The organism is Desulfobacula toluolica Tol2 (genome assembly GCF_000307105.1).
GTDB classification, from domain to species: domain Bacteria; phylum Desulfobacterota; class Desulfobacteria; order Desulfobacterales; family Desulfobacteraceae; genus Desulfobacula; species Desulfobacula toluolica.
In genome coordinates this window covers 5,035,226-5,047,838 of the sequence record NC_018645.1, presented here as the reverse complement: position 1 = coordinate 5,047,838, position 12,613 = coordinate 5,035,226, and the positions used below count along the sequence as shown (strand labels likewise).

Here is a 12,613-nt window from a genome sequence, read left to right as displayed (position 1 = left end):
CCTCTCTTATAAATATGGAAAAATTCGCCCGGATTTATCTTCGGGCGCAAAGGACAAACAAAGCGCGTCTGCCCGGTCCGGGGACCTCTTCAAGACATCCCGCATGGTGGACTTCTGCATAACCCGAATCTTGCCATTGACGACCTCATACGTTGCAATCATGAGTTCTTCCACAAGCCCTTCATCAGGCGGCAGCATCGCTCCTGAATCAGTCCGTAGCCATTCCCGGCATGCCCACCAAAGCTGATCCCGCAGGATATGAAATTCCCCCATCTCAGTTGATTCTGTTGGTCTGGATGCCACTTTAACGGAATTTGCAATACAGCCGTTTCTTTGCATGGCAGGAGCGACACCTGCGCCGATTCCGGTGCCGTCCACATTGCAAAATTGAACGGATCTGCCTTTATATTCTGCTACGGCCCGGTCTGCTGTTGTCATGGTGTCCACGCCTGCCCAAGAGATAAGGCGTTCAACGAATCCGCCATACCGGAAGCAGACTGCATTTGAATCGCTGCCGAATTCCGCTACATCGAGACCCATGACGGCCTGGGTGTAGGCTGGCGGGGTTTCCCCATGTTCCAGAACATAGGTATCCCACCTGGTACGGGCCGCGTTGATCCATTCTTTGGAGATCAAGGCAGTTGTACTTTGTGCCGGATACTGTCCAAGGACCATGACCGAAAAGACAGGCTCCATGATCTTATATAACCCGGCCTTCAAGGGTGGATATGGGACACCGTTCTGTTTTTTTGCAACCTCTCCCACCAGAAAATCAGGCAGTTCAAAACACTCTGAATCCGGCTGTTCCCCGTCAGCCAAAGATCGACACCATTGGTTGATTCTCCGGACCGTGATTGCACGGGTAACAGCCCCAGGAATGCGATCCTCCCCTGAAACCACATTTGGGTGATTAAAAGCGCTGAGAGCCACTACATTTGCCCGGCCATCCCGTTCCATCCGGTATACTTCTCCTGATTCCGAACGTGGGTTAAACATGACCAGAAGGCGGCCATGGCCACCAGAAAGACAGGATTCAATGGCGGTGTATACTTCGTCTGGGATGGCATCGCCCTCATCAAGTATGAAAAGCAAGTAGGGTGCATGTTTTCCGGAAAATTTGGCTTGTCTTTGGGCTTCTGTCCCGGACATCGGTATGGTTACCCCTGTAACAAAGGATTGCGCAGATCTTTCAATATGCAGGTTCTTCAGGGTATCTGCCTTGAACAAATCTGGGCATTTCTCGGTAAGGCTGCCAATTTCACCCCATAAAAGCTTTTTTAAGTTGGATTCCGGTGGGGCAGCTGCTGTATATATTTGGGAATCCGGAAAGGATTTGTAGAACCACACGGCAACCCTGGCGGCTGCATGAGTCTTGCCTGTGGCATTGGCTGACTTTGCAATGGTTATGGGAAAATCCCGAACCGATTCCATCATGCGCTTGACGTCATCCGTGTAGGTCTCATGAAGAACCCTTTCGCCAAATCCAACCGGGTCCTGCTGGTAGATACCGAACTTCCCGGCGTCGCCATTATCGAACTGTTGATTCAGTGAATCTAACAGCTGATCGAATAGCGCGTTTTTCGTTGAGTTTATGAATGATCTTTGTTCTAACATCTGGTGAAACCTCTCCGATTGCCTGTAATATTTCCTGTTGAAATTCTTCCGCTGCCTTCAGATCATAAAGCGCCTGGAATATTTCAAGCTGCAGCTTCATTTGTCCCCGGATTTCGGCCATGGCTTTCAGGGCCAATTCCCGAGGGTCTTTGAATTTAAACTCTGTGACCTCAATCTCTTCATCCCCGATACGAACCTTCCGGGTTTGGTGCTGGGATTCCAGAATTTGAAGGGCCTCATCATCACCCCTCCCCCAAGCCATGCACAGGTCCAAAAGTTCATTTGCATAGCCGTTTATCTTCTGCAATTGGGCCACGGCATCAAGTTTCTGGTCCACGCATTCTTCAACCTTTTTAGCAACAACTGCTCGGGTAGTTTTACCCCGCAGTTGCTGCAGACGTAGGTTTACTGCCTGCCGGGTAACGCCCAGTTTTTTAGCTGCGGCTGATTGACTTAATTTTTCTTTGTCAATCAACCGTAACAGTTCACGATCATTGAATTTTAATTTTGGCATGCTTGACACCTGCTTGACGGTTGATTAGTATTTCCAGGTTTTCCTTGGCTTGTTTGATTTCTGCTGTTTCAGTCATTTTTTTTATTCCTTTTTTTTATGCTGCATGTTTACAGGAGACGATCCCCTGATTCTCATATGTTGAAACTCTGGCTTTTGCTGATGCGGTGAAGACAGGATTCAACATATCCACAAAATCATAGATAATAGCCTTGTCCTTACCTGGTGCCGAACGTAAAGCCCGACCGATATATTGAATAAGCCGCCCTGAGAATTTGACCGGGGTCCCCAGGAATACGGAAGATATACCGGGCAGGTCAAAGCCCTCTCCAATAAGCTGGCCGGTTGCAATCAGGTATCTGCATTGTCCTTGCTGCAGATCTTCAATAATTCTTTCCCGTTCCCTGGGAGAAGTGGAACCGGTTAAGACTTCGGACTTGATACCGTTTTCCTGGGACATGATGTCATGGAGGACCTGGCAATGGCTTTTTCGGTCAGAAAGGATAAGACTGATCCCGGTACCATCATGTTTGGCTACGGTATCACAGATAAGCCGGTTTCTGTCATGATCCTCTGTCAGTTCAGACAGGGCCTTTGAATAATCGTCGCTTGCATTTACTGTGGTGTCAAACTCGGTCTTAATCCAATGGACTTCAGCCGGGCAAAGATTCCCGTTTTTTAACAGATCCGCTTTATCAATCCGGCCGGTCACATCGCCGATATGCCAGAAGATAACTTTTGACAAACCGTCCCTTCTCCAGGGCGTTGCCGTCAATCCGGTCATGTATTTACAATCGAACTGTTCAATAGTTTTGACATACTGCATGGCAGGTGCCCGGTGGCAATTGTGGACAAGTATATCGCCAGCAAAATAATTGCCGGTCCCGGTTTCTATATTGTAGACATGACCGTCCGGACACACCCCGCCAAATCCGCCTCCACTTGTTTGTTCGATAATCTCAACACTTGCCACCCTAAGCTTTTCAAATGTGCATTTTTCTTTTGATCGAGTTTTCGCCTTTTTCCTGTATGGCTGATCCCGTCTATCTCTACACCTATTTTGAGTTCCGGATTTGCAATATCCAGTTTGTAACAGGTCGGAAGGCTGCGTTCTCCCAACCATGCCCGGCGTGAACCCTTTGGTATATGTGGGGCTGTCTTGACTGGAAACTCCATCTGCCATCCTAAAGCCATTGCAAGGTCTTTCTGAGGTTTTGTCGGCCCCTTCCCATTTCCACCCCTGTTGTTCGGACAAATCCTTAACGTTCCGTTTTTCCGTTTCGCCTTCAGCATATTGGCAACCGCTTTGGGATTCTTCATTGGATTGTTTATAATTTTGTTCACACGGCCTTGATTCCGATTGTATTTCGCAAGAAATTCTCCGCCCTTCCTGTATCCGGCTTGTTTTAGAACATTCACACACTCTTGAGAACAACACGCCCGGCCTGCTTTTGCTTGTTCCAGGGATGTCCGCCATGGTTTGCTCCCCTTGCACTGAATCAATTTTCCGCATACTGCACATGGCACAGTTAGAATTTTCATTCCGATACCTCCATACAATCTGTTTTTTTTGCAATTCAACCGCGGGAATATATCTCTCCCCGTTAAAGAAAGGGTGGCCTGGTGTACAAATCAGTGTGGTTCCATCATTGAAAAGTACCCGGCAAAGAGTTCTGGCTTTTCGTCTAAAAACATGACGAACGGTTGTATCCACCACTTGGTTTGTCTGGTGGTCATAACCTTTGACCTTATCCCCGACTCGGATAGCTTGAATTTTTATTTGTCCGGTTGGTGTACTTATTAAAACGCCTGCTGGGAAACATTCATCCAGAACAAGATACCCGATATGAGGTACCACCTGGTCAACTTTTTTCACAAGGGTCTGGATCATAGCAACCGTGATCCGGTCCCTGATCTTGAACTTACCGCCACCGATGACCCCGATATCTGCCCTGGGGATCTTCAGAAACTGTTCAATCCGGTCAAGCCATTGATTCAACAGTTCTTTGGTATGCACCACAATTAACGCTGGCTGTTTTCTGTCGGCAATCAAGTATAACCCCATGACCGTTTTCCCGGCTCCGGTCCCGGCTTCCAGGAGACCGAAGTCTTTTGATAGAACATTCTCAACTGCTGGCTGCTGTAACGGCCTGAGTGATCCATAAAAAGTAAAATCAACCGGTTTCAGGGTTCGCCGATCGTCAATGATATGGATATCTTCACCATGCCGTTGACAAAGCATATAAATTTGCCTGGCTGCACCACGGGGACAAATCAGGGTGTCTTCATCATCCTGGTAAAATTTCAACTGCCGTTCCAGATCCCAGGTGGCCCGGCCCATTTTTTCCGCTTCCTGAAATTTCGGATTCGGCATTGTCAACTTGGCCCGGATCTCTCTCCGGGTTTCTGGTTTCATACCGGAAAGATAAAGCTTGTTTTTTAACTCAAATTCCATTAAAAGTCCCTTCCGTCAGCTTTTTGTTTTGCCTGTCCAGGGTGTAAGGCCTTGGGCAGGCTTCTCTTTATCAGGTTTAAACGATTGTCAGCTTAGGCTTTGTTTTTCTCAAATAGGTTTCATAATCCATGACCCGACAAACATTATTCCTGCCGATAGTTACAAGTACATTGAACAGATCAACAAAAGTGCTTTCTATGTCATTATTTCCCAGCCTTAAAAGATTTCCATCAAAATCATCAAAGGCAGGATCACCTTCAGAACACCGGACCGTGTAACCATAGAGTTTCAGAAGATCTTCATTCCTGATAATTTCAACCAGCGGTTCAGCATCACCAAAATCATTGGCGGATACCATAACCGTGTAGTCTGGATGCTCGGTAACAATCACCGGGTCAAAATTATTATCCTGATCAATACCAAAATCATTTTCAGGATGGATGTTTTTTAAAAGTTCTCTTGCCGCATTTAAATCTTTGTTCATGGTGTTTTCCTTTGTTTTATGATTTAAGCCCGGACCTTATTGCCCGGACTCGGTTGTTTTTAATACATGTCCGTTAGTCAGTGAATGGCTTCTCCACTTCTTGGGCCTTCAACCAGAATCAGATCTGCACCGGTAAATTCTCAGCTATTTTTCCTTTAGCCTGTCAATTGTTTTTCCGATGCTGAAAATTGCAGGAACAAGAACCTTTCTTTCTTTGAACGGCGCCTTGTTACTGTCTGTAAAATCAGCCATGGCATGGGCATGATTCCAAAGTTCATTTATTCGTTTGTCCAGGGGAGAAGGATTAAGCTTGAATTGCTTACACCCCTCATCAATAATCGAAACCGGAATAAGTTTACTTTCCGGATACCAATTACAAAGGCCCGGGAAACCGTCCAATGAAAGCAGTGAACAGTTCCAACATGATTTTTCCAACATACTTATGCTTCCTCTCGATACCAGCCGCCGCCCTGCATGACGAACTTGCATCCATTCACAAGATTAAAATTGACTTTCATCCAGTTTGGATTGATTCCTGGATTTATAAAATTCTTTGCTTTTGTGATTTGTATTATCCCCGGAGATATGTTGATTACCAACCGGGCCTTTTCCATTGTCCGCTGACCGCCCAAGCCGAAAGCAGCCCCTTTGTTTCTTTGGACTGCAATAACAGCAATCCCGCCATCCAGGGCTTCATGGATTTTTTTAATTTTATCTCCGATGAGATAAAAATTGTCGTGTACTTCAAGAAAATCAATGATGTTCAGACTTTTAGGACCCTTGAAAATAACATCTTCAAAATCTGAATCTCTGTGATAAGCGTTAAAGCTCCAGTCGGAAGAGGGGAAATCATCAAACTTACTGAGTCGTGTTTTTAATTCCCCGGACCCCATTTCAGAATTGAAATAATGGACATCAAACCTTTTGCGGTTGGCCTTGATAAGGTTTAAAAGCAAAGCCGTTTTTCCGGCGTTTGGTTCACCTGCTACAATCACTATGTTTCCGGGAAGCAGTCCTACAAGATCATGCAGTTTAAACGGTAACCAGACATCAAGGAATTTGTCATCAGCAAACTTGAAATCCATCCTCTCAAGATCTGATTTATATGGCCGGTAATACCCCCGTTTTTTTCCTTCCCTGGACAGGAGCTTTTCAGCCACAAATTTTTCAAGGATTTTTATCCTGTGTATTTTTTGTTCCGGATCTTTGATGTTCAGATCATAATCAAGATCCCGGATTGAAAACTCCCCAGGTGATAACATGATCCACGCTTTGATTTTTTCGCTCTCTTCGGTGTCCGGCTCCGGGATTATTATTTTTGCCGGGTCAAAAGTTCTTGCCGCCCGGATAAGTTCATCCAGGGTCTTCATACACTCGAATTCATTTTCAAAAGAGTTTACAAAGTCCGTGAAATCAAACCCTTTGTGCATTTTTACATTATCCGGAAACTGGAACCATTTAACATTGGCATATTTCCTGAGTTTGGTTCCGATATCCATCATGTGTTTGATGCCGGGGCCGTCATTGTCCGGTATCAATACAACTTCTTTGCCGTAAAGGTATTTGCTGTAATCATCCCGCCACTTACCAGCACCCATGGGGCATGTTGTCGCTGTATATCCATAGATCTTGGAGGTATCGCAATCTTTTTCTCCCTCCAAAATAAGAACCTGGTTAGACTTGATCACATCCGGCAGGTTATAAATCACCGTTTTAATGCCTTTTAGCGACCAATCCCAGCCGTTACCATTCGGAACCCTTTGACTGAAGCTTTTTGGCATAAATCTGACGGTCTGAGATACAATTTCGCCATTCGCGTCAAGGTAGTCATAAGTTTTTTCAATTCTCCTTTTTTCTTGTTTGGGAGCTACCGTTTTTATTCCGGCTTCTTCACACATAGAAACAACGGCCTCTTTAAAAGTTTTGCCAGTTTTCATCATATAAAATTTTATAAAATCACCCTGGGCGTTGCAGCCATGGCATTTAAAAAGGCCAGTCTGGGGGCTTACTGACATGCTCGGGGTGCCGTCGTCATGAAATGGACAGCGCACTTGCCATTCACCATTTGCCAGTACTTTATGTTGCGGAAAATAATGGGAATAGAACCCATCAAATGACGTATAATGCTGGCGTAAAGCTTCTTTGTGGTCAATCATTCGGTCACCTCATAAATCATTGTCTTTTTCGGTTGAAGAGTCCCTGATCCATGAGAATAATCTTCATCTTCCCACCGGCGTTCTGTCAGCCAGCCCTGTGCCCATTTCGGGGAATGGCCTTTTTTGATCAGGTCAGGCCGACGGGAGGCTTCGATTTCTGCGGCTGAAATGATTTCTTTGACCAAAGCATCAGTCAGACTCGGAATCTTGAGCCAGGAATCAGCGCTTGCGGATTTGCCCTTTTTGTAGTTGAAAACCCGCCAAAAGTGTTCAAAGCTCTCCAGACGTTTACCTGTTAACTTTTTGCCGGTTTTTGTTCTGTAAAATTTTTCAGGTGCGCGTGAAGCTGATTCGGATGAATCGGCATTATTATTTACCATTGGGGTAGGAGTAGGAGAAGGAGAAGGAGAAGGAGAAGGGGCATTGCTGTCGGCATGCTCTCCGCATGCACCCTGCATGCTAACAGCATTACCCTTTGTATGCACACCCTGGTCCTCTTTTACGCCTCTTCTTTTCTTCCATCTCGTTTCCGCAGCTTTTTTGGCGATTTTACTCCTTTCTTCAGAACGGAAAACCCATCCTTGGTGATCTTCCCAGTCATGAAGATGATAAACCCCATCCACCTCATCAAGCCATTTTGATTCTAACAATGCATCTACAAGGATATTTGGTTCTTTTTCCCACCCACAAGCATCTGCTATATCCATATCATCCCAACCGCTCAAAATACCCTTTGGACAATCAATTGCAGCGGTTAACCACAAGTCGATAAGATAGACTTCGGCCCCGAATCCGAGTAATCTTGTAAGCCGTTTCCTTTTTCGATGATTTTTAAAGCCAATTGCTATGCGGATATCCGTGGTCATTTATTCCACCTCACTACCCACAATTAAGCGATCAATCAGCCGAGAACTCCAATTCCAGCAGGGTAGGTATGTCAATGTATTGCCTGTGATGCAAAGAGCGATTTCACACAATTTTTTCTTGATTGAATCTTTCATTATTTGCACCTTCCCGTGGATTTCCGGTATTTCTTCATCAAATTTAGGTCTTCAATCAGCTTATGCCGGAAATGTTCAATGACATCTTTATGGTAGGCTTTGACTGTCCCATATTTTGAATGTGGGATCTCCCGGATTTCATATCCCAAAGACTTTGATTCTTTTGTAAGGCGTTTGCCAATTTGGATATAGTCCGTTCTATCCAGGTTGAAAAAATCAGCCAGCCAAGGGATGGACCGGGCCTGTTTCCAGGTCTTGGAATCTCCTATTTGCTCTTTTAGTTGAGTGTTTTCCTTGCTGAGTCTGGACGCTGTGTTCATTGCTGTAGCTTCACGTTTGCGGCTTATCCAAGCTTTTGAGGCAACGGCACAATCCCGTTGTTGTTCTGCTATTCGGCGTTGCTGTCTTTCATCTCGATATCTTTCAAGGATTGTGATCATGTTGGACGGATCAACCAAGGCGTTTTCAATGAAGTTATCAGTCCCATAAAACCCATATTTCCGGACTGAAGGAATAACTTCATGAGTGATCCATCGTTTAAATTCATTGGCTCCCGGTTTCCTGGATTTTATGATAAGACCATATAGACCGGGCTCAGAAACGATTGTCATGCCGCGGTTTGTTCCTGAAATCCTAACCCCAATACTATTGGTATTAGAATATTCGTCGGAATCCAGGATAACAGGAATTGTATCAGTTCGGATTCCCAATACGTCACAGACATCCTTTGCCACAAACCAAGGTTCTCCGCCCTGCATAATTACCCTGATCTGACCAAAGGTTTCGTTTACAAAAATAGAGGGTGTGTTTATCATGTTTCACCCCTCCTATCCGTTAAGATTTACACGGTTGGACTCAATGAATTGATCCAATTCTATTTTTTCGTATAGAACCCGCCGACCAATTTTAATATAATTTGGTGGTTTTCGATTGAATCTATAATTATGCAGAGTTTGTTGTGCGAGATTAAGATATTGAGCTGCTTCTTTTGTATTGAGAAGTCTTTTTTCTTGTGTCATCTCTTTTCCTTTAATTCTTTTGTTAAAAAAGCAATAAAAGCCAAAACTTGATCAAGTAATGGCTTAATACTAAGGAAAAGAAGGTGGGCTGTCGCACCTATGGACGGACTATAAAAGGACTATTTTTTAGGCTGTTTTTTAAAATTCAAATAACATTTATAAATTTCTTGATGATTTCTTGGAATTTTTTTGCTGATAAATTCATCTGGCATTTTCCTCTTTATGATGTTGAGCAATAAGCGGCCTTTAATATCTCTGTAAGGCTTCTCTGTTCCAAATCCGTCACGACTTTTTTTGATATCATCCTGTAATATGACTTTGAAGCATTCACGTTTTGATTCGTAAACAGAAAGAGCTATTTCAAGTTTTACCTCAAACATCGGTTTGTTTCTTGTTTTTATTTCACCTTTTATGCCTTGATATAGAGTTTCAATTTCAAGTTCCACTTCGCTTAAAATTTTATTGAGTTTTTCTTCAGGAGATTTTTTATTGAATTGCTCTTTAATGTTGAGTTTCGTTGAATTTTGGGAATCAGGGCCTTGTTCAGGCATTTCTTGAGGCCAGATCCCTTCAGGGTAATCAAGATTGAGAAGTTCCAGAAATATCGGCAGGGTTTCTTCTTGAAATAAATCATCAAGAAATGTGTAAAAAAGTCCTTTAAGATCAATAGAGTTGAATTTGGTTTGGCTGGCTTTTAGTCTTTTCATTACCTCTTTTACAAAATCATCCTTTGCCTCTTCTTTATGACCACCAGTTGTCTGGCGTATTTGATAATGCCCAAATATGGGATCATAACCACGATAGCAAAGCACCATTGTTTTCCTTAACATATTGTCTAAATCACCCTGGGTTATCATCACTGGTTCGGGAAAGAATTGGTATTGGAAAACTCCATTGTAATGAAGATCTATCAATGGTTGGATATTTGTGTTCCAGATCACACGTTCAATGTTCTCGTTTCTTTTTTCCACAATTGTTGCGGGGTTTTCATCCAAGGGGAGGTCGTCATATTTTTTGTGCCAATTTCTGTCATACAGGGTAAAGCCCGTATTAATCTGAACGAAATCATCCGATATTTCATTGTACTCTTCCATATTTTCGTCAAAATCCAAAAAAAAATACATCCAAGCAGAAGGATCGACTTTGGTCTTATTCATATAGAAGTCCGGGATCTCATCTCTGATATTGCTGCAATCCACATCCAAAGGTAATTTTTCCTGAGACATCTCGGAAGAGTGAGAGACAATTACATATTTAATTCCATTGCTTTTACGTTCTGATCCAGCCCGATATAAAAGAATATCATGAATGCATGGATGCTCATTTGCCCAGTCGTGAGCGCAAGCCTGAAGGGTCGGTATATCTAGCTCAGAATATTTATTATTCAGTGGTTTCAACATCAGTCTCCAGTAACGATTTCCTGATTGATTATCCCTGGGAAATGGCTCAGGATTGCCATTTTTCAAAACCGGTGATCAGCCGGTTTCTATCCCAGGGAAGGGGTTATTTTATTTTTATAATCTTATCTTTTTCGGATGCCTGTTTAAAAATATCGTCAATCTGCCCGGCACCATCCTTCAAGGCTTCATCCCTTAAATGTGCGTATCGTTGCGTCATTTTTGGGGATTTATGGGTCATGAGCTTTTGCAATACATACATATCAACTTTACCAGAAGAGGCCAGCATGGAAGCGTAAACGTGCCTTAAGCCATGCATGGGTCTAAAGTCGTCGGGTAAGCCAGCATTCTTTCTTATTCTTCTGCCAGCTACACCCAAGGTTGTTCTCATTCCACCATGCCGCCCAGGGAAAACATAGGGGCTTTTCGTTCGGACAATACTGTTTAACAAATCTTTGGCTATGTCATTTATCGGTATCTTTTGGTCGGGTCCACCTTTAGGGTCTTTAAGCAATATAAATCCAGTATCAAGGTTTACATTCCTCCACTGAAGCTTGAACATTTCTCCCCGCCTCATGCCAGTGTAAAGAGCCATTTTCATCATATTACCAACTTCTATATTCTCATCTTCTTCAATGGCTTTTAATAACCGTTCTAATTCTGCCGGGGTTAAGTCTTCAGTCTTTTCATTATTAACAGATGGTTTTTGTATATGGAAGGAAATCCCATGACAGAGATTGTTTTTTGTTCCATAGTTTATGATCCAAGTAAAAAGGTTGAGAATATGTTTTACTGTTTGCGGTGAAAGTTTTTTCAGGAGCTTTATTCTCACCCGGTCAACGTCAAGTTTAATAATTTCCTGTGGTTCTTTTCTACCAAAGACAGGTTCAATATATTTTTCATACCTTCCTTGGTCAATTTTTAGACTTTTACCAGAAGGGCGGTTGAGTTTGTATTCTTGCCACAATTTTTCTATGGTATACTTACCGGCTTCCGCCGCCTTCTTTGCCTCTTCCTGTTCTTTGATTTCTTTTCTTGATAAACGTTTTCCTTCAATTCGTTCCGATCTGATCCGGGCAGCTTTTGCGGGGGACAGGTCATCAATGTATTGACGGCCAACTTTTTCTTCAATCATTTTTCCGTCTTTTTTGAAGACAATATAATAGACCTTTTCTTTTCCCGGGCCTCCAACCCTTTGTGAATCACGGTAATAAACACCAGGATACTTTGTTTTCATACGTTTTGACATTTTCTTATCTCCGGCTTTTTTGGACCATTTCAAGTCTGATTATTCTATAAAAATTTTCCAACCGTATTTCCAACCTTTTTCGGATATATCAGGGTAAAATAGAGTAAGTCAAGAAAAATTAAATATTCAAGAAACCCTTTAATAAGGGATGTTAGGGTATGGTAGATTAACTCAAAGTAAAAGTATGTTCATGGCCTCTCACGCCGGAAACCGGGGTTCGATTCCCCGTGGGATCACCACTTAGACTATCAAGGCTTTCAGCGTTTTGCTGAGAGCTTTTTTTGTTTTGGTAAAAATGCAATCCCCCACCGTATCCCCCACAAACTTGAATGTTTTCAGAAGATATTGACTATTTGAAACCCTATCCACAATATCAACAAAAAAAAACAATATTATTTTAGCCAAGAAAAACCCGGCCAGAATATGACCGGGTTGATTTGCCCTCACGTTGCATGAAATTTTTTTCTAATACACCGTCAAACTCATCTACAAAGTCTGTATACCCTTTTCATCACCACTCCTTGTTGGCTTTATCGTTCTTTCATTTCGCGGTTTCTAATGTTTATCAGCTTGAGCCGCAGCTTATCCAAAGCAAGGTTTAATTCATGTCTGTTCCTGTTCGGATCTAATGTGTCGGCATCATGACCCAGTAAAATTTTGTCTATACGCCCGGTGTGTTTTTTGGCAATTTATTGATCATGACTATAGCCAGTAGTCCGGTCTTTTT

11 protein-coding genes, 1 tRNA gene and 2 pseudogenes are annotated in these 12,613 nt (G+C 43.2%); 1 reads left to right on the top strand and 13 read right to left on the bottom strand.

Translation table 11 applies throughout. The features are described from left to right. Positions 1-6: 6 nt before the first annotated feature. The 13 genes and pseudogenes from TOL2_RS22560 to TOL2_RS22500 form a co-directional block, all read right to left on the bottom strand. Positions 7-1,614: a hypothetical protein gene (locus tag TOL2_RS22560; protein WP_148278168.1), complete on the bottom strand. Its 1,608-nt coding sequence runs from the start codon at positions 1,612-1,614 to the stop codon at positions 7-9. Then, on the bottom strand, positions 1,529-2,128 hold the full coding sequence (locus TOL2_RS22555; protein ID WP_014959593.1) for a helix-turn-helix domain-containing protein: 600 nt from the start codon (positions 2,126-2,128) through the stop codon (positions 1,529-1,531). The genes TOL2_RS22560 and TOL2_RS22555 overlap by 86 nt, the downstream gene beginning before the upstream one ends. A gap of 94 nt (positions 2,129-2,222) precedes the next feature. Next, positions 2,223-2,669: pseudogene (locus TOL2_RS26145) on the bottom strand (DEAD/DEAH box helicase); the annotation flags it as partial. Positions 2,670-3,016: 347 nt separating this feature from the next. Further along, positions 3,017-3,301: an endonuclease domain-containing protein gene (locus TOL2_RS26140; RefSeq protein WP_408605425.1), complete on the bottom strand. Its 285-nt coding sequence runs from the start codon at positions 3,299-3,301 to the stop codon at positions 3,017-3,019. Positions 3,302-3,698: 397 nt separating this feature from the next. Beyond that, positions 3,699-4,367 (bottom strand): annotated as a pseudogene (locus TOL2_RS26135) (DEAD/DEAH box helicase family protein); the annotation flags it as partial. Positions 4,368-4,656: 289 nt separating this feature from the next. Continuing rightward, positions 4,657-5,064: a hypothetical protein gene (locus TOL2_RS22540; protein WP_014959591.1), complete on the bottom strand. Its 408-nt coding sequence runs from the start codon at positions 5,062-5,064 to the stop codon at positions 4,657-4,659. Positions 5,065-5,208: 144 nt separating this feature from the next. Next, positions 5,209-5,502 carry a hypothetical protein gene (locus TOL2_RS22535; protein WP_014959590.1) on the bottom strand — a complete coding sequence of 98 codons (294 nt, stop codon included), beginning with the start codon at positions 5,500-5,502 and terminating at the stop codon, positions 5,209-5,211. Between the two features lie 2 nt (positions 5,503-5,504). Then, a complete protein-coding gene (locus TOL2_RS22530; RefSeq protein ID WP_014959589.1) occupies positions 5,505-7,220 on the bottom strand; it encodes a CHC2 zinc finger domain-containing protein in 1,716 nt (571 codons plus the stop codon). Continuing rightward, positions 7,217-8,086 (bottom strand): hypothetical protein, encoded by an 870-nt coding sequence (locus TOL2_RS23935; RefSeq protein WP_014959588.1) that lies wholly within the window; start codon positions 8,084-8,086, stop codon positions 7,217-7,219. Before TOL2_RS23935 ends, TOL2_RS22530 begins: the two co-directional genes overlap by 4 nt. 134 nt (positions 8,087-8,220) lie before the next feature. Further along, positions 8,221-9,036, bottom strand: coding sequence for a BRO-N domain-containing protein (locus TOL2_RS22515; protein ID WP_014959587.1), 816 nt, complete (start codon positions 9,034-9,036; stop codon positions 8,221-8,223). A 12-nt stretch (positions 9,037-9,048) separates the two neighbouring features. After that, the gene (locus tag TOL2_RS22510) at positions 9,049-9,240 is read right to left on the bottom strand and encodes a helix-turn-helix domain-containing protein (protein ID WP_014959586.1); all 192 of its coding nucleotides are present in this window, start codon (positions 9,238-9,240) and stop codon (positions 9,049-9,051) included. 119 nt (positions 9,241-9,359) lie between these two features. Beyond that, positions 9,360-10,640, bottom strand: coding sequence for a hypothetical protein (locus TOL2_RS22505; protein ID WP_014959585.1), 1,281 nt, complete (start codon positions 10,638-10,640; stop codon positions 9,360-9,362). Between the two features lie 103 nt (positions 10,641-10,743). Next, entirely contained in the window at positions 10,744-11,886 is a 1,143-nt protein-coding gene (locus TOL2_RS22500) for a tyrosine-type recombinase/integrase (protein ID WP_014959584.1), read from the bottom strand. Positions 11,887-12,047: 161 nt separating this feature from the next. On the opposite strand from TOL2_RS22500, the gene TOL2_RS24710 reads away from it, so the two are divergent. Further along, positions 12,048-12,125, top strand: a tRNA-Glu gene (locus tag TOL2_RS24710). Positions 12,126-12,613: the final 488 nt, after the last annotated feature.

Bases quoted from the DNA above. Each gene is read 5' to 3' on its own strand.
- TOL2_RS22535 (WP_014959590.1), bottom strand. From the start codon at position 5,502: ATGTTGGAAAAATCATGTTGGAACTGTTCACTGCTTTCATTGGACGGT.
- TOL2_RS22560 (WP_148278168.1), bottom strand. From the start codon at position 1,614: ATGTTAGAACAAAGATCATTCATAAACTCAACGAAAAACGCGCTATTC.
- TOL2_RS22510 (WP_014959586.1), bottom strand. From the start codon at position 9,240: ATGACACAAGAAAAAAGACTTCTCAATACAAAAGAAGCAGCTCAATAT.
- TOL2_RS22530 (WP_014959589.1), bottom strand. From the start codon at position 7,220: ATGATTGACCACAAAGAAGCTTTACGCCAGCATTATACGTCATTTGAT.
- TOL2_RS22555 (WP_014959593.1), bottom strand. From the start codon at position 2,128: ATGCCAAAATTAAAATTCAATGATCGTGAACTGTTACGGTTGATTGAC.
- TOL2_RS26140 (WP_408605425.1), bottom strand. From the start codon at position 3,301: ATGGAGTTTCCAGTCAAGACAGCCCCACATATACCAAAGGGTTCACGC.
- TOL2_RS23935 (WP_014959588.1), bottom strand. From the start codon at position 8,086: ATGACCACGGATATCCGCATAGCAATTGGCTTTAAAAATCATCGAAAA.
- TOL2_RS22500 (WP_014959584.1), bottom strand. From the start codon at position 11,886: ATGTCAAAACGTATGAAAACAAAGTATCCTGGTGTTTATTACCGTGAT.
- TOL2_RS22540 (WP_014959591.1), bottom strand. From the start codon at position 5,064: ATGAACAAAGATTTAAATGCGGCAAGAGAACTTTTAAAAAACATCCAT.
- TOL2_RS22515 (WP_014959587.1), bottom strand. From the start codon at position 9,036: ATGATAAACACACCCTCTATTTTTGTAAACGAAACCTTTGGTCAGATC.
- TOL2_RS22505 (WP_014959585.1), bottom strand. From the start codon at position 10,640: ATGTTGAAACCACTGAATAATAAATATTCTGAGCTAGATATACCGACC.